At 34.0% G+C, this 21,323-nt stretch carries 19 protein-coding genes; 9 read left to right on the plus strand and 10 right to left on the minus strand.

What is annotated here, in order from left to right; all coding sequences use genetic code 11:
* Positions 1-185: 185 nt before the first annotated feature.
* The 5 genes from PI23P_RS12330 to PI23P_RS04190 all read left to right on the plus strand — a co-directional run bounded on the left by PI23P_RS12330 (position 186) and on the right by PI23P_RS04190 (position 5,050).
* Complete coding sequence (locus tag PI23P_RS12330; protein WP_081439180.1) at positions 186-443, plus strand: GIY-YIG nuclease family protein; 258 nt, start codon at positions 186-188, stop codon at positions 441-443.
* A 150-nt stretch (positions 444-593) separates the two neighbouring features.
* Positions 594-1,070: a cyclic pyranopterin monophosphate synthase MoaC gene (gene moaC, locus PI23P_RS04175; RefSeq protein ID WP_004569496.1), complete on the plus strand. Its 477-nt coding sequence runs from the start codon at positions 594-596 to the stop codon at positions 1,068-1,070.
* Positions 1,063-2,184 carry an NTP transferase domain-containing protein gene (locus tag PI23P_RS04180; RefSeq protein WP_004569497.1) on the plus strand — a complete coding sequence of 374 codons (1,122 nt, stop codon included), beginning with the start codon at positions 1,063-1,065 and terminating at the stop codon, positions 2,182-2,184. The genes moaC and PI23P_RS04180 overlap by 8 nt, the downstream gene beginning before the upstream one ends.
* The gene (locus PI23P_RS04185; protein WP_004569498.1) at positions 2,184-3,275 is read left to right on the plus strand and encodes a HesA/MoeB/ThiF family protein; all 1,092 of its coding nucleotides are present in this window, start codon (positions 2,184-2,186) and stop codon (positions 3,273-3,275) included. The genes PI23P_RS04180 and PI23P_RS04185 overlap by 1 nt, the downstream gene beginning before the upstream one ends.
* 5 nt (positions 3,276-3,280) lie before the next feature.
* Positions 3,281-5,050, plus strand: a complete 1,770-nt coding sequence (locus tag PI23P_RS04190) for a MutS-related protein (RefSeq protein WP_004569499.1) — start codon at positions 3,281-3,283, stop codon at positions 5,048-5,050.
* A gap of 84 nt (positions 5,051-5,134) precedes the next feature.
* On the opposite strand, the gene gldD is transcribed toward PI23P_RS04190, so the two are convergent.
* The 5 genes from gldD to mutY form a co-directional block, all read right to left on the minus strand.
* Positions 5,135-5,695, minus strand: a complete 561-nt coding sequence (gene gldD / locus PI23P_RS04195; RefSeq protein ID WP_004569500.1) for a gliding motility lipoprotein GldD — start codon at positions 5,693-5,695, stop codon at positions 5,135-5,137.
* Positions 5,688-7,016, minus strand: a complete 1,329-nt coding sequence (locus PI23P_RS04200; RefSeq protein WP_026288388.1) for a gliding motility-associated protein GldE — start codon at positions 7,014-7,016, stop codon at positions 5,688-5,690. The genes gldD and PI23P_RS04200 overlap by 8 nt, the downstream gene beginning before the upstream one ends.
* Before the next feature lie 19 nt (positions 7,017-7,035).
* A complete protein-coding gene (locus tag PI23P_RS04205; RefSeq protein WP_004569502.1) occupies positions 7,036-7,470 on the minus strand; it encodes a single-stranded DNA-binding protein in 435 nt (144 codons plus the stop codon).
* Between the two features lie 383 nt (positions 7,471-7,853).
* On the minus strand, positions 7,854-8,966 hold the full coding sequence (locus tag PI23P_RS04210) for a glycosyltransferase family protein (RefSeq protein WP_004569503.1): 1,113 nt from the start codon (positions 8,964-8,966) through the stop codon (positions 7,854-7,856).
* A gap of 150 nt (positions 8,967-9,116) precedes the next feature.
* Positions 9,117-10,160 carry an A/G-specific adenine glycosylase gene (mutY, locus tag PI23P_RS04215; protein ID WP_004569504.1) on the minus strand — a complete coding sequence of 348 codons (1,044 nt, stop codon included), beginning with the start codon at positions 10,158-10,160 and terminating at the stop codon, positions 9,117-9,119.
* A gap of 141 nt (positions 10,161-10,301) precedes the next feature.
* On the opposite strand from mutY, the gene PI23P_RS04220 reads away from it, so the two are divergent.
* On the plus strand, positions 10,302-10,592 hold the full coding sequence (locus PI23P_RS04220; protein WP_004569505.1) for an HU family DNA-binding protein: 291 nt from the start codon (positions 10,302-10,304) through the stop codon (positions 10,590-10,592).
* Positions 10,593-10,910: 318 nt separating this feature from the next.
* A complete protein-coding gene (locus tag PI23P_RS04225) occupies positions 10,911-12,440 on the plus strand; it encodes an Rne/Rng family ribonuclease (RefSeq protein ID WP_004569506.1) in 1,530 nt (509 codons plus the stop codon).
* Positions 12,441-12,848: 408 nt separating this feature from the next.
* Here PI23P_RS04225 and PI23P_RS04230 read toward each other — a convergent pair whose 3' ends face one another.
* Genes PI23P_RS04230 through PI23P_RS04250 form a run of 5 tightly spaced genes read right to left on the minus strand, consistent with a single transcriptional unit; the run spans position 12,849 to position 18,295 of the window.
* Positions 12,849-13,202 carry a DUF6686 family protein gene (locus PI23P_RS04230; protein ID WP_238299972.1) on the minus strand — a complete coding sequence of 118 codons (354 nt, stop codon included), beginning with the start codon at positions 13,200-13,202 and terminating at the stop codon, positions 12,849-12,851.
* A gap of 10 nt (positions 13,203-13,212) precedes the next feature.
* Positions 13,213-15,399, minus strand: coding sequence for a PepSY domain-containing protein (locus tag PI23P_RS04235; protein WP_026288389.1), 2,187 nt, complete (start codon positions 15,397-15,399; stop codon positions 13,213-13,215).
* 10 nt (positions 15,400-15,409) lie between these two features.
* Positions 15,410-15,904 carry a DUF2271 domain-containing protein gene (locus tag PI23P_RS04240; RefSeq protein WP_004569509.1) on the minus strand — a complete coding sequence of 165 codons (495 nt, stop codon included), beginning with the start codon at positions 15,902-15,904 and terminating at the stop codon, positions 15,410-15,412.
* Between the two features lie 9 nt (positions 15,905-15,913).
* Complete coding sequence (locus PI23P_RS04245) at positions 15,914-17,392, minus strand: ankyrin repeat domain-containing protein (protein ID WP_004569510.1); 1,479 nt, start codon at positions 17,390-17,392, stop codon at positions 15,914-15,916.
* A gap of 3 nt (positions 17,393-17,395) precedes the next feature.
* Positions 17,396-18,295, minus strand: a complete 900-nt coding sequence (locus PI23P_RS04250; protein WP_004569511.1) for a DUF6607 family protein — start codon at positions 18,293-18,295, stop codon at positions 17,396-17,398.
* A gap of 97 nt (positions 18,296-18,392) precedes the next feature.
* Between PI23P_RS04250 and PI23P_RS04255 the strand changes: the two genes are divergently transcribed.
* Together PI23P_RS04255 and PI23P_RS04260 are read left to right on the plus strand one after the other, a co-directional pair.
* Complete coding sequence (locus PI23P_RS04255; protein WP_004569512.1) at positions 18,393-20,441, plus strand: TonB-dependent receptor plug domain-containing protein; 2,049 nt, start codon at positions 18,393-18,395, stop codon at positions 20,439-20,441.
* A gap of 37 nt (positions 20,442-20,478) precedes the next feature.
* The gene (locus PI23P_RS04260; protein ID WP_004569513.1) at positions 20,479-21,105 is read left to right on the plus strand and encodes an HmuY family protein; all 627 of its coding nucleotides are present in this window, start codon (positions 20,479-20,481) and stop codon (positions 21,103-21,105) included.
* Positions 21,106-21,323 lie beyond the last annotated feature (218 nt).

Raw genomic sequence — 21,323 nt, forward strand, 5'->3', positions numbered from 1 at the left:
TTTTTCAGATAGAAAATAACATATTATCGGTCGGAATCGTTTTAGATGAGTGCACTAAAAGAGCATCAATAAGTAGCTTTTTATCAGTTCGAGTGCATTTTGAGAAACGAAAAACTTGTATCGAGTACTGCGCAGCGAATACAGTGAAAATTTGCTAGGTTTATATTTCAAAATGTTTTGATTAAATCGATTATGTAGGATTTACTTCAAATTTTGAAGAACTGTTTTTTAAACATCAAGAAGGAAAATATAAAGGAAGTTATATCCATTACAAAAGGTCTTTAAAATTGGTTTTTTATCCAGAATTTTCTGATTTAGGTTTTGCAATTGAGGTTGAAAAGCAAATAAAAATGTGGGTTAAGACGAAAAAAGAGGCTTTAATGAATAAGGAGTCTGAAAAACTTCCTAATTTAGCGAAGAAGAATTTTAAGTACGTATTTTAAGCCTTAAAAAGTGTTTTTCGATGCAAAATTTACAAAAAATAAAATTCACTCTAAGCAACCTTGTTTTTATAAATAGAAATATGAGTTGCTGTTAATTTGAGTGTTTTCGCTTTTAGGCGAAACTGTCTGAAGCGCAATTAAAAATAAGTAATGACAAATTTTACGCACATCAACAAAAAGGGAATCCCTAAAATGGTCAATGTTTTTGAAAAGAAAATAACCAAAAGGACGGCCATTGCAAAGGCAATGATGTTCTTAGGAACAGAAATAATTTCTAATTTTAAAAATGAGGAGTTCATCACCAAAAAAGGACCTGTTTTCCAAACGGCAATAATTGCTGGAATTCAAGGGGTGAAAAAGACCTCGGAATTAATTCCGATGTGTCATCCATTATTAATTAATGGTATCGATATCGACATACAAATTGTCGATTCTGAAAATATAGAAGTGTTTTGCGAAGTAACCATCGAAGGAAAAACAGGTGTAGAAATGGAAGCGCTAACAGGTGTAAACATTACCTGTTTAACCATTTATGACATGTGTAAAAGCATCAATCAAAAGATGGTAATTAAAGAAGTGAGGTTAGTAGCCAAAACAGGAGGAAAATCTGAAATTAAAAATGGGTAATCACACAAAACACACCAATTTAGAAAGAAGAAATAATGACAATTTTGCACCCAACGAAATTTCGATTTTGGGTACAAATTGCAATACTATTTCTGATTTAGTTTCTAAGGTATCTCAAAAATTGACGGGATACAAATTGGCGTATTTTGATGCCTCTCATGCAAAAAATACTGAAGGAAACGCCTTGTCTGAGTTTGTATTTCATCACCAAGGGAATTTACAAATAACAACTACTGGTATTATTAACAAGTTTCAACAGCGTTTAGATTTTGCGCAATTTGATTGCGTATTTATTAATGGAAATCATTATCCAGGGACGAAACAAATTTTAATTTTAGATCCAGCGAAAGAAGCCTCTGTTTTAAAAAGAGTCGCGCAGCTAGAAAACATTGAGTTCGTAATAAAATTAACCAAGGATACTGCGTATTTTTCTTTTTTAGAGGAGAAATATCCACAGATAAAAAATATAATTTCTTATACTATTGATGAAATTGACGCCATTGCAAAGCATGTCAATAGCCTAATTCAAAAAAAAATAGCGCCAGTAAAAGGATTGGTTTTAGTGGGAGGGAAAAGCACAAGAATGGGGCGTGACAAATCTGAATTGAATTATTTTGGAAAAGCTCAAAAAGAAGTGGCCAAAGAATTGTTGGAAAACAGGAATGTGGAAACCTTCTACGCTGTTCAAAAATTCTCAGAAAAAGAGGTAGCAATTTCGAAAGAAATTCAAGATACATTTCTAAATTTAGGTCCTTTTGGAGGTATTTGTTCGGCTTTTCAGAAAGACCCAAATGCCGCTTGGTTTGTCTTGGCAACAGATCTTCCTTTTGTCAATGATGAATTGATAAACCGGGTCTTAGAGAAAAGAAATCCCAGTAAAGTAGCTACCGCAATTAAAGGAAAAGGAAAAGATTTTCCAGAGCCTTTGATCACAATTTACGAACCAAAAGCATATCCTATCTTGCTACAGTATTTAGCGCAAGGGTATTCCTGCCCGCGAAAAATGTTAATTAATTCTGACGTGGAAATTGTAGAAATTGATGACGATCTGATAAGAAATATAAATACAGCAGAGGAGTTTGAAGCAGCTAAAAAAGAGATTCAAAAAAGATAATGGTGCCCACAAAAAATCAACTTTTTAAACGTCAAATAACTTTACAAGAAATTGGGGAAGTTGGGCAACAAAAAATACAAAACGCTTCTGTATTGGTTGTAGGTTGTGGTGGTTTGGGAAGTCCGATTGCAGTGTATCTTGCTGCTAGCGGAATTGGAAAAATCCATTTGGTAGATTTTGACACCGTGGCAATTTCTAATTTACATCGTCAAGTTTTCTTTTCTTTAGATGATATTGGAAAACCAAAAGCCGAGGTTTTATATACGTTTATTACAAAAAGAGCACCTTTTACAGACATTCGTTTTACTAGCGAAGCAATTACCAAGGACAATGTTTTGGAGTGCATAGATGCGGTGGATATCGTTATTGACGGAACAGATTCTTTACCAACTAAATATTTATTAAATGACGCTTGTGTTCTTAAACAGAAACCATTGGTGTACGGTTCTTTGTATAAGTTCGATGGCTATGTTGCTACATTTAATGTGGCGCAGGAGGATGGAACGTATTCGTCAAATTTAAGAGATGCTTTTCCAGAAATGGCCACAGAGGTGGCTAACTGCGAAGAGGCGGGCACATTAAATGCTATTGCAGGAATGATTGCGACACAGCAGGTGAACGAGGTTTTAAAGCTGGTTACAGGAGTTGGAAGCCCTTTAGTAAATGAATTATTAATATACAATGTACTTCAAAATAATCAGTTGAAAATACAATTAAAACCGCGATTTTTAAAAGAAGAAATTATAAAATTATTTGCGCTAGAAACGTATTCAAACGCAGATTTTGCAGGGCAAAATCCAGCTTTTCAGATTTCTCCACTAGAATTAAAAGAGCAGCTATTATCTGAGGTGTCGGCAAGGAGCTTAGAAATTATTGCTGTTTTAAAAGAGGTAAAGTGCCCTTTTGTGGTGCAACAAGTGATCCCGATAGCCGATTTTAATGCAGAGGAAATAGTGATTGATGAAAAAAAAACCTATGTATTTGTTTGTCAAAGGGGATTGAATAGTTACAGCGCCACAGTGCGTTTAAAAGCAAAGTATCCAAATTTAAAAGTTCTAAGTTTAACTGGCGGAATTTCCAGCTACAAATAAAATCAATGAAAAATCCTTTTGCATTTTACGCGCAACAAATAAAAGCACTAGAACAAGAAGCTGCTATTTTAAAAACTAAATCTTTATATTTAAGTATAATTCGGTTCGCCCTTTTTTTTGGGATTTGCTTTCTAATATATATCACTTTCGGCAGCTATCTAGCGGTTTTTGTCATTGCTTTTTTAGGGGTGTTGTTGTTTGGTTTTTTAGTGGTAAAACACATCAATCTTAAAACTAAAAGAAGTATTGTCGATGCCAAAATTAAAATAAATAGCACAGAAATTCAAGTTCTAAATCGCGATTTCCATCATTTAGAGACCGGTGCGGCATTTATAAATCCTGCACATTATTACAGTAATGATATCGATTTATTTGGAAAAGGCTCTTTTTTTCAATATTTAAATAGAACCACAACAAATGAAGGAAAAGTAGCGTTGGCGGGGGTGTTAACCGAAAATAAAATAGCAGATATTGTAGGAAAACAAAAGGCATTAAAAGAATTGTCTGAAAAGGTAATTTGGAGACAGCATTTTGCTGCATTGGCAAGTGCGGTTGCTGTGAAAGACAGTTCAAAAGCAATTGTGACTTGGATTTCTAATTATGTATCTGTTTTTCCAAAATATTTAGCTACCATCCAATTGGGGTTTTCAGTATGCTCTTTGCTTTTAATTGGTTTGGTTTCTTTTGGTGTTATTTCCTTTACATACCTTACAATATGGTTTTTTATTGGACTTTTTATAACCACCAGATTTGTGAAAAAGACGAATAACTTATATGTCGAGGCCAATACCGTAAGAGAAACATTTCGACAATACCATCCTTTATTGAATGAGATTGAGCGCACTTCTTTTAGCTCAAAAAGATTAAAAGAAAAACAAGAAATTATAAACTCAGAGTCAAAAAAGGCATCCGCTATTTTCAAGGAATTTGCGCGAATTTTAGATACATATGATCAGCGAAATAATATTGTAATTGCAGTTTTTGGAAACGGTCTTTTTCTAAGTGAAGTATACAATGTTTGCAAAACAGAGAAGTGGATTGCTACGTATAAACACACTGTTGAAAAGTGGTTTGAAGTCGTCGCTTTTTTTGACACTCAAAACTCGTTAGCAAATTTTCATTTCAACCATCCAAAATTTATTTTTCCCGAGATTACCGCAGAGAAAGATGTTATAAGTGGGGTTGCTTTAGGACATCCTTTATTAAAAACAGAAAAGCGAATCGATAATGATTTCAAAATAAATAAAGAAGAATTTTTTATTGTTACAGGGGCAAATATGGCAGGGAAAAGCACTTTTTTAAGAACGATCTCTTTGTCGATAGTAATGGCAAATTGTGGTTTACCTGTCTGTGCAACCTCTTTTAAATACGCTCCAATAAAGCTCATTACCAGCATGCGAACCTCAGACTCTTTAGCGGAAGATGAATCTTATTTTTATTCAGAATTAAAACGGTTAAAGTATATTGTGGAGGCAATTAAAGAGACAGATTACTTCATTATTTTAGATGAAATATTAAAGGGAACTAATAGTAAAGACAAGGCTATTGGATCGAAGAAGTTCATAGAAAAGTTATCAAAATCCAAATCTACTGGAATTATTGCAACTCATGATGTGAGCTTATGTGAATTGGAAAAAGAGGATGCAGCAATCAAGAATTATTATTTTGATGCAGAAGTTAACAATGACGAGTTGCATTTTGATTACACTTTAAAAAAGGGCATCTGTGAAAATATGAACGCCTCTTTTTTGTTAAAGAAAATGGAGATTATATAGTTGCAACAAGCTTGATTTTGCAGTGACGCGCGCAGGTAACTTAAATCGTTTCTGAGGTACAGCGTTGTGTTTTTTCTGGGTGGATTAGTGGGATTCTTTTTCCCATGAGAAAGTCTCTATCAAGTGTAGAATATCTTTTTGGATATAGTTTACAGCGGGTAAAATAGAATCGTAATTTGGTTTTGCGTAAAAATATAAAGAACCTTTCAAGAAGTGGTGGGTGCTGTCTGTTAGGTGGAATTGGATTTGGGAAGCAGCATTTCCTGTAATTTGATACAAGCTTCCAAAGACCTTTTTTTCTTTATTTACAAAGTCTTTTGGCATGATTTGGTCTGCTTTTGAAGTGTGTTTATAAACAAGTTTTTCTGCTTCAAGAAGCAATTCTCTCAGGTTTTTTTTTACGGGTCTGTAGGTGATATCAATCGAGGCGTTTTGTGTTGGGTATTTAATGGTGAGCCAATTGTTTTGGATGTCAATGATTGTTGTGTTTTTTAAAACCTGAAAGTTGTAGGGTCTTTTTAATTTTAAGTCTTCATATGTTTTTTCAGGATATGAAAGGCTTAAGTAGGCCTTAGGTTTTGGTAAAACAACTTCTTTACAAGCGTAAAATAAGAAGAGTAAAATGAGAAGAAGAAAATTACGCATTTTTGGTCGCTTTTACTTGGATGATGCGTTTTTTATCAAGTGCTTCGATGGTAAAAGTATAATTTTTAAAGGTGATTTTTTCGCCTTTTTTTGGAAACTTTCCCGAAACTTCTAAGATGAAACCAGCCAAGGTTTCACTTTCTCCTTTCTCTTCCTCAAAAATAGTTTCGTCCTCGTCATCTAGAATTCTACAGAAGTCTTTGATCGAGGTTTTTCCTTCAAAAATATAATTTTTGTCATCTATTTTAGAATAGGATAAGTCATCTTCATCAAATTCATCATTGATGTCTCCAACAATTTCTTCTATAACGTCATCTAAGGTAACCAATCCACTGGTCCCACCATATTCATCAACTACAATTGCTAAATGGTTTTTTTTCGCTCTAAAATCACCTAATAAGTCGTCCAGCTTTTTGTTTTCTGGCACAAAAAAGGGTTCCCTTAGTAAGGTTTGCCAATCGAATGTTTTTTTATTCAAATGCGCTAAGAGATCTTTTGCATATAAGACTCCAATAATTGTATCAATGTTTTCTTTGTAAACAGGATTTCGAGAATAGCCGTTTGTTAAAATTTTACGCAGCACATCTTCGTAAGACTCATTGTCTGATAGCGCAAAAATATCAATCCTCGGCTTCATTATTTGCACGGTTTCTGTGTTTCCAAAATTCACAATTCCTTGTAGTATTTTCTGCTCGTCTTTGCTGGTGGCGCTCTGTGATGTGAGTTCCAATGCTTGAGACAAGGTTTCTACCGAGAAATTACTTGCTTTATTGCCAAATTTCTTTTCAATCCACTTGGTAATTGCAATTAGAGGCATGCTAAAAGGGGACAATAGAACACTTACAAAGTGTATAAACTTAGACATTGTTTTGGCAAAACGCAAGGCGTTTCGAGATGCATATACTTTGGGTAAAACTTCTCCAAACAAAAGTATTAAAAAGGTAATTAGGATGATTTCAAGAAGAAACCGAACGGGTACCTCAAAGAAGTAAAAGTTTAAGTTCACGTTAAAACTGCCAAATAACGTTTCTGCAAACGAGGTAAAAAGCAGCACAATTAAAATATTGATAAAATTGTTGGTGATCAGAATTGTTGCTAATAATTTCCGAGGCTTTTTTAGCAAACTAACCACAATATTTTCTTCTTTTCCATTGTTGGAAAGTTCATTAATATTGGTTTGGTTTAGAGAGAAGAAAGCAATTTCAGAGCCAGAAATTAATGCGGAGCTAATGAGTAATAGAATTAAAACAATTGCATTTAAAGCAATCATTATATCGAAAGAAGCGAGCAAAGAAAATAAAGGTTCGGGGTCTGGGTCCAAGGTTAAAGTTTTATAAAGGTTAAAAGGGGATGTCGTTGTTGTCATCGGGAGCCGCTGTTTTTGCTGCTGCCGAAATCGGGGTGTTTTGTTGCGCAGGAGTTGCGTTATGCTCTGAGCTTTTTTGAGTACTTAGCATGGTAATCTCTGTGACAATAACTTCTGTCGCATAGCGCTTTACGCCGTCTTGTTCCCATTGTTTGTTTTTTAGTTTTCCTTCGAGGTACACCTTATCTCCTTTCGATAGGTATTTATCACAAATTTCAGCTAATTTATTTCGCACGACAATATTGTGCCAATCGGTCGTGGTTACTTTTTCTCCTGTTTGTTTGTTGGTATAGCTTTCTGAAGTTGCTATTGGGAAGCGACCAACACTGTTTTTATCATCGAAATAATGCATTTTTACAGCATCTCCTAAATTGCCAATGAGTATTACTTTGTTTACTGATCCTGCCATAAAATTGTCGTATAATTCTGTTGCCTATTTAAAAAAGCTAATTTACGAAATAAAACAATACCCAAGAAGGTTGCGAGCTTCTAAAGGTTTGGGTATTTAGAAGAAGGTTTTAAGAATTGCTTCATTTTGTGTGGAACGAATGGGTTCTCCCATTTGTAGAGTTTATGCTCTTGATGTGTAGGTATTTCGTTGCTAAAAAATTGCTGTAATCAAGCGATAAGCCATCTAGCAATATTTTGTATGTTTTGTAGCTGTGTCCTTTGATACATAATGCTTAAAACAAGAAGATTTCTTGCAAAAAAAAGTTCCAATTAGTAAGCACGTTTAATCGCAATGAGCCTTTTTACTTTTTTAAATATTGTTTATATCCCTTTTTGTTATTTTTATCTTTGAAGCATTTGTTGAACTAAATTTTCAATATTTTTTTTGTTGCGGGTTTCAAGTGAAGCAATTAGTTTTTCGATGTCATGCACTGAATACACTAGTTTTTCTGCGGATTGTTTGTAAGCTGTTCGTATCTTTTTGAAAATATCTATAGCATTTTTAGGGGTTCCAGACGCTAAGAATTTAGCGAGATTCGCTGCCATATTTGCGTTACTAGGATATACTTCGTGCTCTAAAGTAGTGGTTACCTTTACCAACAGTCGCTCTTTTTTAGCTGCGGCTGCGGCAAACCAAATTTGATCGGCATACGCTTCGCCAATTTTTAGGGTGGGTTGGTGAAATAGATCGGAAACCATCAAAGCACGAGGAGTGAGAATTGCAGTGCCGTGTTCGTATTTAAATTTAAAAAACAGGTTCATAATATCGGCAATAATAGCATCCCATTCTGGAAAAGAGGTAGTTACTTTTGTGATTTTTACTTGACCCATTATAACGGATGTACCAGCTTGTAGTTTCTCTAAAGCCGCGGGTAAAGAATTGTTATTTACTAAGATTTGGTCGTCGTCTATGATTGCGAAAATAGTAGACTCCATTAGGGCGCCTATTGCCAAGGCATTTTCTTGTTTGGTTTTAAGTTTACGAGCATTTACACTATTGCGAATGCGGGCTACTAATGTTGAGAAACTTCTTTGATAAACTTCCGCTAAACCACCCGCCAATCTCTCAAAAATAAGCCGAACTTGAGGTGTGTTGCTCCTTAAATTATTTGCTTTGATATATGTTTTGGCTGCCTTTAAACTGGCTTTAGTTAACGCATCAATAGGTCCGAGAGGTTGATTTATGGAAAGTATAATCTCCACGTTTTGTGGCTGTGACCAGTTTTGAGCACTAAGCGTCTTCAGGGTGCCTAAAAAATCGGTACCTGAGCGATAAATTGGTATTAAAATAGCTACTTTTGGAATGTGGAGCCAATTGACGGCTTCAGAAATTATAAATTTATTATTTACTTCGAGATAATCGCTGCTATTACCAACCCAACATTTTGATGAAAAAAGGGCATCCCCTGAGAGTACTTTATTCCCAGCACAATCAATTACATAGTTTGCTGCCATTTTATTTTCAGTTTTCTTGGAGTTCTTAGATTTTGTAAGGTCTGCTAAAATAGTTTTCGACGGTTGCGAAAAGAGATGCGATACAAACTGTCTTTCTTAAAAGTACAAATTTAAAGTATAAAAATGGGAGTTATTCGTCTGTAAAATAAATTACTTTACGATTTCAAAAGCCTTTAAAAAGTTCGCAATTAAAACGGGGACAGGGAAATCTTGAATATTTTCCCAAAGAATATCAGCATTTTTAAGGGTTTTGGTTTCTACAATCCAAAATTGAGTGTACAAGTGTTGATGCGATAATTTATGTACAATTTCTTTTGAATTGAAAAGTGATAGCGTGGTCTCGTCAGGAAACAAATTCGCAAATTCTTCTGAATCAATAATTTCTTTTTGATTGACAGTTTTTTCGCATTCAATTAAAGGAAATTGATACAGTCCTTGCCAAATTCCCTTCCCTGTTCGTTCGGTTAAGATTGTTTTATTGTTTGCTGTTTTGATCACTAAAAAGTTAAAATAACGTTTTTTTACTTTTATTTTTTTGTCTTTTACGGGCAGTTCTTTTGTTAGTTTTTTTTCTAAGGCCACGCAGCTGTCAGAAAACGGGCAGCTTACACAAAGCGGATTCTGTGGCTTACAGTGCAGTGCACCAAAATCCATAAGTGCTTGGTTGTAGGTTCCGGGCTGTGAAGGGTCAATCAACGTTTGTGCAAGTGTTTTAAACTCTTTAATTCCGGAAGCTGAGTTCGTGGCTGTTTTAATGCCAAAATAGCGAGAAAGCACTCTGTAAACGTTTCCATCTACAACTGCCGTAGGTTCGTTAAAACAGATCGATGCAATGGCAGAGGCTGTATAATCTCCAATGCCTTTTAGTTTGATAATTTCTGCGTACGATGTTGGGAATTCGCCATTTAGTTCTTGTGCGATGTGTTTTGCGGAGAAGTGTAAGTTTCTCGCACGCGAATAATACCCCAAACCTTGCCACATTTTTAGAACGGTACTTTCTTCTGCTTTTGCAAGGTCGAAAACAGTTGGAAATGTGCTTGTAAATTTTAAATAATATCCCAAACCTTGCGCAACTCTTGTTTGCTGCAACATGATTTCACTTAGCCAAATAAAATAGGGATTTTTGCTTTTACGCCAAGGCAGTTCTCTATTGTTTTGTAAGTACCAGTAAACTAATGTATTAGAAAATTTCATCAATAAAATATAGATTTGCAATATTACATTTTAAAATTCACATAATTTTAAGCCTTTATCTTTTTGGAATTGATTAATTATCATATATTTGCCTCCGCATTTTTAGGGGTAATTTAATTAAAAAACAGTAAAAATAGAGACATGACGAAAGCAGATATCGTATCTAAAATTTCAGACAAATCAGGAATCGAAAAAACAGATGTTTTGGCAACTGTAGAAGCGTTTATGACTGAAGTAAAAGGTGCATTAGAAAATGGCGACAACGTATATTTAAGAGGTTTTGGTAGTTTTATTATCAAGACAAGAGCAGAGAAGACTGGTAGAAATATTTCTAAGAATACAACTATCAAGATTCCTTCTCATAATATTCCAGCATTTAAACCAGCCAAAACTTTTACAGAAGGTGTAAAAAGTAAAGTGGCTGTTAAATAAAACAGTAATAATCTAAATCCTAACGGATTTTAAAAAAATCGAAACATTATGCCAAGCGGTAAAAAAAGAAAGAGAGCAAAAATCTCTACACACAAAAGAAAGAAAAGAGCTAGAGCAAATAGACACAAGAAAAAGTAAGCACCCGCTTACTTTTTCGTTTATTAAATAGCGAAAAAAATCAATTTAACAAAAAAAGTTCATTGACATTCGAAGATTTGCTTGCGGTGTAAAGCAGTAAATCTTCTCACGGTATTTACAAATACCTGACAGTATTAATCCATCTGCACAACAAAGTGCAGTGTTAAAACCAAATTCAGTATGAAAACAGAATTAATAATTCGTTCAAATTCATCTGATATTGATTTTGCCTTATTAAGAGATGGGAAACTTATTGAATTAAATAATGAAACAACTGGAAACAAATTTTCTGTTGGCGATATTTTTTTAGCCAAGATAGGAAAGGTGTTAACAGGTTTAAATGCAGCCTTTGTAAATGTAGGGTATCCAAAAGACGGATTTTTACATTATCACGATTTAGGTGCGCAGGTAAACTCATTAAACGCATTCATTAAGAAAGTAAGCACAGGTAAGTATAAAGAATTCACTTTAAAGAACTTCCGATTTGAGGAAGACATTAACAAAAACGGTAGTATTAACGATACACTTAAAACAGGGCAAAACCTGTTAGTGCAAATTGTAAAAGAACCAATTTCAACCAAAGGACCTCGATTAAGCTCAGAGCTTTCGATAGCAGGGAGATTTTTGGTCTTAGTTCCTTTTTCGAACAGAGTTTCAGTTTCTCAAAAAATTGAAGATCCCAAAGAGAAAGAACGCTTAAAAAGATTGGCAAAAAGCATAAAACCAAAAGGGTTTGGTGTGATTCTAAGAACTGTAGCCCAAGGAAAAAAGGTAGCAGAATTAGACAAAGATTTGCAAAACTCATTAGATCGTTGGAAAACAATGTGTAAAAGCATTGCAAATACAAATACTCCAACAAAAATTTTGAGCGAATTAAATAGGGCATCTTCAATATTAAGAGATGTTATGAATGAATCTTTTACAAGTATTGTAACAAATGATGAAACTTTGAAAGTAGAAATTAAAGAATATCTACAGGAAATTTATCCTGAAAAGGAAGAAATAGTAAAGTTGCACACGTCTGAAGTTCCAATTTTTGAAAAGTACGGAATTGAAAGACAAATAAAAACATCGTTTGGGAAAACAGTTTCTATGAGCAAAGGTGCATATCTAGTAATAGAGCACACAGAAGCTTTACACGTTATTGATGTCAATAGCGGAAACCGATCTAACAAAGCAGGATCTCAAGAAGATACCGCATTGGAAGTAAATCTAATTTCAGCGACTGAAGTAGCACGACAATTACAATTGCGTGATATGGGCGGTATTATCGTTGTAGATTTTATTGACATGCACAAAGTTGAAAACAGAAATAAACTGTTTCAGCATCTGAAAGAGCAAATGGCTTTTGATAGAACAAAACACAAAATATTACCTCCAAGTAAATTTGGTTTGGTACAAATTACAAGACAAAGGGTGCGCCCAGAGTTGAGTATAAAAACTACCGAAGCCAATCCAAATAAAAATGGAGAAGTAGAAGCGCCAATTGTCTTATTAGACAAGATAGAAGCAGATTTAGAAAAATTTATTTCTAATCCAAAGAATAAAAAGATCCAATTACACTTGCATCCTTTTATTGCTGCTTATTTATTAAAAGGCGTAAATTCTATTCGTTTTAAATGGTATTTAAAACATAAAAAGTGGATCACAATTATACCTAGAGATGCTTACACATACTTACATTATCGATTTAAATCTCCTAGAGATTAATTTCTATTTTGTAAAAGGCAATAATTTTTTATCAAAAAAACCCGAAACTTTAAAAGTTTCGGGTTTTTCTATTTTAGGATATTCTCTTTATTAAATATTACAGCTTTACTAATTCTAAAAAGGTGCATCTTTCGAAGCTCGCAAATCACCGGAGAAAATGCACTTCGGCTCAACTAGTGTGATAATTTGAACTTTATTTCTGTGAGCTTTTATCTATTTAAATTATGGCACTACGGTGCTACATTTTAGCAGTTTATTTATATTTAGAAATGTGAGCTTAAGCTGGTCTTAGATTCTTAGATCTTGTACCTACAGACTTTACGCATTTTTATTTTGCGCTCGAATACGCAGCTACAATCAATTTAGTGCGTTTCATCTTTTTAAACTTGATAAAAAGGAGACAAAATTTTAATTCAACACCAAAGTATAATCGATATCTTCTGGTGATAGAATGTCATTTTTGTCTAACTTATAAATACCCAATAATTTTTTCAATTCATTAATTTCAAAAAGATCGAAAACTAAAACTAAATTTTCATGGAAGGTTTGTATTGGAATTTTTCTTCTTTGCGTTGTGCAAGACCCATATTGTAACCAATAGTCAATATTTATATTAGAGACGTATTCTCTAAATTTAAGCAGTTGATTTTTGTCAAATTGAAAAATTACATTGTTAAACATAAGGCTGTAATTATGGCAACCTGTGCACATAGATAATTCACCATTTTTCACACTCGAGATTATTTTTGATTTTTGACACATATGTAGATTTTTAATAACAGTCTGTTCTTATTTGTTTCTTTTCTTTTAATTCTTCGATATTGATATTTACTTCTTTTAAAGCAATTTTATGCAGTATTTTTTCTGCTGCGAACTGCATTTTTAGAGAACCGCAAATGAGCACAACTCCCTCTTCTTTTAGGGTACTGACAATGAGGGCTGTTTGATCTTCTAACAGATCTTGCACATATTTTTTTTGATCCTTTGAATACGCTGCGTGAAAAGAAGTAAGTGTTTTGTTTTTTAAGGCAGCAACAATGTATTCGCGATAAATAGCGAACGATTCTATGGTGCGTCCTCCCCAAAATAAATGAATGTTTACAGCGTTGTTTTCTTGAATCATCCCCAAAAAGGGGGCAATTCCTGTACCATTCGCAATTAAGAGTACGTCTTTTACTTTCTTTGGGAAATGAAAATTTTCGTTCTGCTGAACGCGCCCCGGTAGGCAGTCATTTTTTCGGAGTGCGTTCAGGTAGCTAGAACATCCTCCAAATTCGTGTTTTTTAACACTCAACAGTATTTTATTGTCAATTTTAGCAATCGAATAGAGCCGCGAATTGTTGTCTCCGTTGGGAGTAATTGCTAACAAGTCTCCAGAGGTAAACTGCATTTTAGTATCTGGCTTTAATGAAATCAAAAAAGTGCTATCAATATTTATTTTAGTGCGATTAGCAACATTAAAAGAAGCCTCTTTATTTTTTTCTAAAACATTCTTTTCATCGATTTTTAAATTAAGATCGTGTAGAGTACTCCATTCATTTACCCAGTTTTTAAAAGAGTTTATTTTTTGATTATCTATTTTAAATAGGGGCATTTCAGGGGTATATTTTTGTTGAATTTGTAAAGAGGCATGTACTAAAACTGCGAACGTACAAAAGCCCGGATATTTTTTTGAGCCAAAACCAACTACAGTATATTTCAACTCATTTTTTTGTGGTATCCGTTCGAGTAGTTTTAAAAATTTAGAAGCATTTGAAGGGGCTTCTCCAGCACCGTAAGTAGCTGTAAAAACAACGAGGTTTTTGGCTTTTTCGTAAGTTGAATACTCATTTAAGGTAGCAACAAATACTTTTTTATTTGCCATTGAAAGCGCTTTTTCAAAAGCCTGTGCAAATGGGAAGGTGGACCCCGTTTCAGAACCGACTAAAACAATGATTTCAGCTTCATCTTTGGTTGTATTATTTAATATTTTTGTTTTTATTTTCATTCTTTTTAGGAGCATTGAAAATCCGGAGAATATAAAATATAAGAGTGCAAAACACGACATTAATAAAGCGAAGGCCCAGACAATAGCGCCTTTCCCTGTATGTAAAACTAAGCTGTAATACGCTACTAAGTGAGCAAATCCGCGTTTTGTTTGACGGACTATTTGTCCGTTAAATTGGTGAATCTGGTATTTATTTTGAATTGTTTTAACAAAGAAATAGTCTTCCTGGTCTTTGGAGAAGGGAAATTCAATTTTCTGAATGTCTTTTAGTTTTTTAGTTTTAAAAAATTCAAAATCTGTGATATTTGCGATATTGGCTCTTTTTGTATGGGTTAACTCTTGAATGTTATTTGTGTTTTCGTTTGGCAATAAAAATTTTCCAAAGGACAAATAGACTCCTGTTAATGTGATTATCACGATTGGAATTAAAAAAAGTCTACCCAATATTATGTGATAATATTGATGAAAATTTTCTTTTACAATTTTAGAGAATATTTTGCGAATACCTCCTTGGCTTTTAGCAATTAAAAGCAGCCCAGTACTAGCAATTAAAAAAAGTAAAAAAGAAATAAATCCAATTACAATTCTCCCTGTAGATTTTAAGAATAAAGAACGATGTAGGGTGGTAGCAAATTTAAAAACACCTAATTTCTCTATGGTGCTTCCGATGTTCTCTCCTGTTTTTGGATTGATATAAAAAGTTTTACTTTCTCCCTTCTTTGTTATGACGGATGCTGAAACAAATTCATTCTCGTCAACTTCTATGGTCACAATTTCCTTATATTTTGCTTGTAGAACCCCAATAGTTTCAGCAATATAAATAGTATTTAAAGCTTCTGGTGCGTAGGGTTTTAGTTTATTTGAAATGGGTTCAAAAGCTAAAATAATTCCTGTAAGTGCAGCGATTGTGATAAATAAAGCAGAAGAAATAGCCAAGGTGAGATGGCTATATCTCCATATAGAAATAGTCATTTTTTTGGTTTTATTGCGGCATCATTCTTATGTATCTGATAAAACCTTTGCCTTCAATTTTTGCGCTCATATTTTCTGAGGTCAATTCAAATTCTACGTCATCTTTATAGTATGTTTGATCTTCAACAGCAGTTTCAAAACGGATTTTATATCCTTTATTTAAGGCATCGTTAGGAATGGCAATACTATTAATTGCGCGCGCTCCTCCACTAATAGTTGCGCCAGTGATTGCGTCTATGTCCGAGCGTTTTTTTCCGTAAAAATCCCACCATTCTCTAATGTCAAAGTACCATTCATCGTCCGTTCCTTGTACAAATAAAGTTTCTTCATAAGCGCCCTTTTCATTTAGCAAAGAAATGACTACATACGCTCCTTCGCCACTATAATTCTTCATTTGAATTAGGCATTTGTATGCGGTTGTTGGGGTATTTTTTTTAAAGCTGAATAAAGCGGTTAAAAGAAAAAGAAATACGGGTAGAATTGCTAGTAATTTACGTGTTTTCATGGTGGTTACTTATTTTAAAAATTGCAGATCAAGATTGTTTTTCTGTAGTGCTTCATTTTCTGAAGCCAAATCATAAATGGATTCATCAAAAGCCGTTTTTATATTTTTATGAGCACCGATACCTATTAAGTAGGTCATAATATCGAGGTTTTTAGAGGTCATTGCGGCTATTTGCAAAGCAGATAGACCCTCCTCATTCTGTTTATTTACATCGATGTTAAAAGAGCTTACTCTTTTTAAGAGTGCGAGATTATTTTTTTCTGTTGCCAGGTGTAAAAGAGTGTTTCCAGAATTTTGTGGGCTGTTAAGAACCAGTCCATTTTTTTGCAGAAGTGCTAGTTTTTCCTCAAAATTGGCAGGGTCATCGGCATTAAAAGTTTGAATTAGATAATAGGAAAGTGAATTTCCTTTGGCATCAACAGCGGTAATATTAGCGTTCTGTTCTAATAAAAATTGAATTACATCTGTACTGTTCCTTTGTACCGCCTTTGCCAAGGGACTGCGACCGTTCACATCTTTTAAATTAATATCTTTAACTGTTTTTGATAGGAATACGACAACTTCTAAAGTATTGCTATTTGCAGCATTTAAAAAGGGAGAATTTCCTTCATGATCTTGTAAATTCACATCAACTCCTTTTGAAATAAAATAGCGGTAGGTCTCTAAATCTGTATTGTTGTAGGCAATGGCATGTAACGGATTCTTAATAGATGCATCAACAGTATTGGGTTGTACACCAACGCTTTCAAGAAACTTGTAAGTTTCTAAGTTGTTTTTTTTTCTTCTTAGACCTTGGCTAGCAAAAATCATGGCATGCGCACCAGTATCAATTCCTTCCTCGATTAATTTTTTCAGAAAAGAAATGTGACCGCCTTTGGCAGCGTATTCAAAAAGGCCTGCACCATTTGTATCTGTATCTTTTAAAGAGGCTCCTTGCGCTAAGAAATACTTCACTAAATTGAAGTTTTCTAAATGGGGCGCAACAAGTAAAAGTGCATTGGCTCCTTTGTGGTTTTTGTCCGTGTGAATGTTCGCTCCCATTTTAATTAAATAATCATACATTTCTATATTGGTTTGACCTGCGGATGCAGCAAAATTTAAAACAGTATACCCGTGGCTATCGATAAGATTTGTTTTTGCACCTTTAGCAACTAAATATTTTATAAGTTTTAAGTTATTTTTATAGGCTGCCCAAAAAATATACGTTCTCCCATCATGTGTCTTTTTATGAACAGGATTGCCTTTTTTTGAAAGTAAATATTGGATTGTACTCGCATCCACGTCTTCTAGAATGGCATATACAAGGCCATCAAAAGCATTCTCATTGAGTGCGGAAATAGCATTTCCTTTTGCAATTTGTTCTTCAATTTCCACTACTGAAGGATTGGTTTTCCAAAAATCGCTACTGTGAAAAATATTTGGTTTTTGAGCAAAGCTTGCGCTGCCGAAAAGAGTGGATAAAAGAAATAGTATTACTGTTTTTTTCATATTTTATTTTTGAACAAAAGATTCTATAATGGTATACATTTCTTCTTTTTCTGTTATTTTTTCAGAGAATAAATGTTTGTATAAGGGCTTGTTATCAACATTTATTTTTAACGATAAATCGGTGTTTCTGGTATAGATTTCATTCCATTTATTGCGAACCATTTCCCATTTGGAATTGTTTGCAGTCCACCATTCTTTTGCAACCTTACATCTTTCTTCAGGCACTTTTTTGTAGGTATTGTATCCTTTTTCATTTGCTATAATTACATCTTCTTTTCCTGCCTCACGAAGTAGTTTCCGATTGTCTTGATCGTGTACCCAGCCACTACTTGTAATTTCATGTCGGTTTCCTCTTAGTGTGATGTTATAATCGTTTCTTTTGGTATACTCTCGTCTTGGTAAAGGTGCGGTAGTTGTATTTTCCCAATAACTTTTTCCATCTACATGAACCCAGGTTGCAGAACCTTCATATCGTGGACTATCGTCAACTTGATATACTTTTTGAGTCCATTGTTTTCGAACGTCCTTCTTTTCCTTTTGTTCGAACACCCAATGATTCGTTCCGTTGTACATATAAAAGTCTGTATTTTGATACAACCAATCTTGTCTCCAGTGTTTTACAGTCATTGGACTTTCAGGATTACCAACTTGTAAAATATGCTGAATGGAAACTTTGTTATTTTCATCCGTAATTAAGCCTGCCCATTCTAAACCTCTGCTAAGTTTCGTTTCAGAGGGTTTGTAAGAAGCATCATCGGTATAATTAAATGTTTCGATAAAATTATAAGTGACTTCAAAACAACCACACATTTCTTTAATGGCATTTCTATCTTGTGTCTTCTTACTTTGTGCATTTACAGAGAAAGCGATTGTAAGGAGTAAAAGTTTTGCTATTATTTTCATTTTCTAATTTTTTGAGAGTACAAGTTTTTTACAAAAATATAGTATTTATTTAGATTGAATAAGAATAAGGTAATATATTTGTTGAAAATTACCAAGAATGTTTCTTAATAGGATTGCAGCCCTACTTTTCTCAGTAACTACTTTCACCTGTTTCTCCCAAAATACAGCGGTCATAAAAGATACGCTAACCCTGCATACTTTGGATGAAATTGTGGTGACTGCGACCAGGACAATGCGGCAATTATCTACGGTACCAATGCCTGTTATTTTAATTTCAAAAAAACAGATTCAAAATACGGGAACAACAAGATTAAAAGAAATCCTATTGGAACAGACAGGAATCAACTTTGCAACGGATCAAAGTGGATTTACTGGCGTGCAAATGCAAGGTTTGTCCTCTGAATATGTGATGGTTATGATTGACGGAGTCCCGGTAATAGGAAGGAGTTCTGGAAATTTAGATTTGAATAGAATCACGGTAAATAACATCAAACAAATAGAAGTTGTAAAAGGACCTACCTCTTCTCTATACGGCTCGGAAGCGCTGGGGGGTGTGATCAATATTATTACAGAGCACTTGGAAAAAGACACTTCAAAAGGAGATATTCGATATTTTACAAGAGTTGGCTCAAGAAATGAATTAGACTTGAATACAAATTTCTTATTTAGAAAAGACAAGCTGAGTTTGGTTGCAGGAATCAATCTTAATTCAAGTGGTGGATTTGACTTAAGTCCAGAAACAGTTGTTAAAACTACAGAAGCTTATCAAAATTACACAGGTAATTTAAAGGTCTCTTATGATTTTTCTAAGAAATTAACCCTGGTCGCCTCTCAAAGATACTTTTACGAAGAGCAAGCAGAACGCAATTTTCAAAGGGATTGGAATTCCAATATTGAATTGCGGCACAAAATGAACAATATCTGGGATTTTGAGTATACTTTTTACACGACGAAGTTTAAAACTGAAAGTCAGTTTAATAGCGAAGTAGCCGTTTTTAATCAAACCTTAACACGACCAGAAATTAGAGCAACCGCAAATTTTAAAAACAGCACTGTGATCAGTGGAATCGGAATAAATTTTGATGCGTTAGGCAGAACCTTTTTTGGAAAGAAAGAAACTTTCAATTCAAAATACATTTTTTCTCAATTTGATTTTCATCCAATAGAAAGAATGAATGTTGTTGTGGGTGCAAGATTTGACAGTCATAATAAATACAAATCTGCTTTCAGTCCTAAAATTGCATCTACGTATAAAATAAACGACTGGATACAGGCGAAAGCATCTGTAGGATATGGGTTTAAAGCCCCCGATTTTAGACAGTTATTTTTCAATTTCAATAACGCTGCTGGTGGTTACGTAGTTTTAGGAACTCAAACTTTGCACAATTTATATGGAAGCGCGCCAAATGTGCAAGCAACTTCAAAAGATTTAAAACCAGAGAATGCGATTGGTTATAATTTTGGGTTGGAGATAAAACCCATTGCTAATTTGAAAATACACACCAATATTTTTAGAAACGATATCAAAGATTTGATAAATACAGTTGCGCTTCCTGGAGGGGTAGCAGATTTAGGACCAACGACGGCTGTTTTTTATTACGAAAATAGAGATCAGGTTTTTACGCAAGGAATTGAGTTTGATATCAATTATAAGTTTTCAGAGAATGTTCGGTTTACCGGCGGGTATCAATATTTAGAAGCGAAAGATAAAGAGGACATTCGAAAAATTGAAGCGGGCACTATTTTTTTAAGAAGAACGCCAAATTCGCCATCAGAAATTTTGAAAAAAGAGGCATATTTTGGCCTCTCTAATAGGTCTAAACATACGGCGAATGCAAAACTATTTTATACCAATTTAAAGCACAATTTTTCTGCAAATATTAGAGCTATCTACAGAAGTAAATATGCCTTATTTGATACCAATAACAGTCAAAATATTATAGACCGATATGATGATTTTGTTGCGGGAAATACACAAGTAAATGTTTCAATTCAAAAGACTTTTTTCGGGATCATGAACTTGCAGTTTGGCATCGATAACATCGGCAATGAAAAAGGTTTAAAAAATAAAAATAAGTTTCAAAATACAGACGCTGTTTTATTTTTAGGAAGGAGTTTTTATACGAGCGTACGTTTCAATTTATAATCAACAATTAATACATAAATCAATTTAATTTAAAACAATGAGAAATTTAAAATCAATTATAGGAATCGCATTTATAGGTTTATTAGCAGGTGCTTGCAACAATAATGAGGAGATAGTTTTAGAGCCCGTAGCGCTTAAATCAGTAATAAATATTCATGCGCCACTAACCACAGATTACAGTGTAAATCCGCCGTCAGAGTCTGGAGATTTTACAAAATTTAGTTTGCGATTGGGAACAGTAGTGTCTAATGATCTTTGGGACATTGCGTTCAGAGGAACTTCAATCATTGTAAATGGGGGATCGGAAATTGGTTTAACAGATGAGCCAATGAGAACAGGAAATGGGGCCTTAGCATTAGAAACAGGGACTTTTGGAAGTATTGTAGAAGCCCCAATGTCAACAGCCTTTAAACAAGACGCTACGGATACTTATGCATTGACGAAAGGAAGTGGAAATGGGTGGTACACGTACAATCGACAAACAAATCAAATTAGCCCAATCGCGGGAAAAGTAATTGTGGTGAAAACAAACGATGGGCACTATGCAAAAATAGAAATTATAAGTTATTACAAAGATAATGATGCTTCCAAAGCAGAAAACGGTAGATATTATTCCTTTAATTATGTCTATAACCCAAACACTGGAGACAATAAATTAGAATAAAATTATTTGAATGAGGATTAGTAGAAAAAGGCTGTTTGAACGAAAGTTTGAATGGTCTTTTTTAGTGTAAAGAATACAAACATCTAAGTATTCTTGCATCCTTTTATTGCTGCTTATTTGTGAAAAGGGATACGTTTAAGCTTTTTCACAGACCACTGTTTTTTTTTAGAGCTTGTGAAACCATAAAATTATAGCATTGAAAATAAATTCAATACTAA

Origin of the sequence: Polaribacter irgensii 23-P, assembly GCF_000153225.1 — a bacterium.
Lineage (GTDB): Bacteria > Bacteroidota > Bacteroidia > Flavobacteriales > Flavobacteriaceae > Polaribacter > Polaribacter irgensii.

Bases quoted from the DNA above. Each gene is read 5' to 3' on its own strand.
- moaC (WP_004569496.1), top strand. From the start codon at position 594: ATGACAAATTTTACGCACATCAACAAAAAGGGAATCCCTAAAATGGTC.
- PI23P_RS04180 (WP_004569497.1), top strand. From the start codon at position 1,063: ATGGGTAATCACACAAAACACACCAATTTAGAAAGAAGAAATAATGAC.
- PI23P_RS04185 (WP_004569498.1), top strand. From the start codon at position 2,184: ATGGTGCCCACAAAAAATCAACTTTTTAAACGTCAAATAACTTTACAA.
- PI23P_RS04190 (WP_004569499.1), top strand. From the start codon at position 3,281: ATGAAAAATCCTTTTGCATTTTACGCGCAACAAATAAAAGCACTAGAA.
- gldD (WP_004569500.1), bottom strand. From the start codon at position 5,695: ATGCGTAATTTTCTTCTTCTCATTTTACTCTTCTTATTTTACGCTTGT.
- PI23P_RS04205 (WP_004569502.1), bottom strand. From the start codon at position 7,470: ATGGCAGGATCAGTAAACAAAGTAATACTCATTGGCAATTTAGGAGAT.
- PI23P_RS04210 (WP_004569503.1), bottom strand. From the start codon at position 8,966: ATGGCAGCAAACTATGTAATTGATTGTGCTGGGAATAAAGTACTCTCA.
- mutY (WP_004569504.1), bottom strand. From the start codon at position 10,160: ATGAAATTTTCTAATACATTAGTTTACTGGTACTTACAAAACAATAGA.
- PI23P_RS04220 (WP_004569505.1), top strand. From the start codon at position 10,302: ATGACGAAAGCAGATATCGTATCTAAAATTTCAGACAAATCAGGAATC.
- PI23P_RS04225 (WP_004569506.1), top strand. From the start codon at position 10,911: ATGAAAACAGAATTAATAATTCGTTCAAATTCATCTGATATTGATTTT.
- PI23P_RS04230 (WP_238299972.1), bottom strand. From the start codon at position 13,202: ATGTGTCAAAAATCAAAAATAATCTCGAGTGTGAAAAATGGTGAATTA.
- PI23P_RS04235 (WP_026288389.1), bottom strand. From the start codon at position 15,399: ATGACTATTTCTATATGGAGATATAGCCATCTCACCTTGGCTATTTCT.
- PI23P_RS04240 (WP_004569509.1), bottom strand. From the start codon at position 15,904: ATGAAAACACGTAAATTACTAGCAATTCTACCCGTATTTCTTTTTCTT.
- PI23P_RS04245 (WP_004569510.1), bottom strand. From the start codon at position 17,392: ATGAAAAAAACAGTAATACTATTTCTTTTATCCACTCTTTTCGGCAGC.
- PI23P_RS04250 (WP_004569511.1), bottom strand. From the start codon at position 18,295: ATGAAAATAATAGCAAAACTTTTACTCCTTACAATCGCTTTCTCTGTA.
- PI23P_RS04255 (WP_004569512.1), top strand. From the start codon at position 18,393: ATGTTTCTTAATAGGATTGCAGCCCTACTTTTCTCAGTAACTACTTTC.
- PI23P_RS04260 (WP_004569513.1), top strand. From the start codon at position 20,479: ATGAGAAATTTAAAATCAATTATAGGAATCGCATTTATAGGTTTATTA.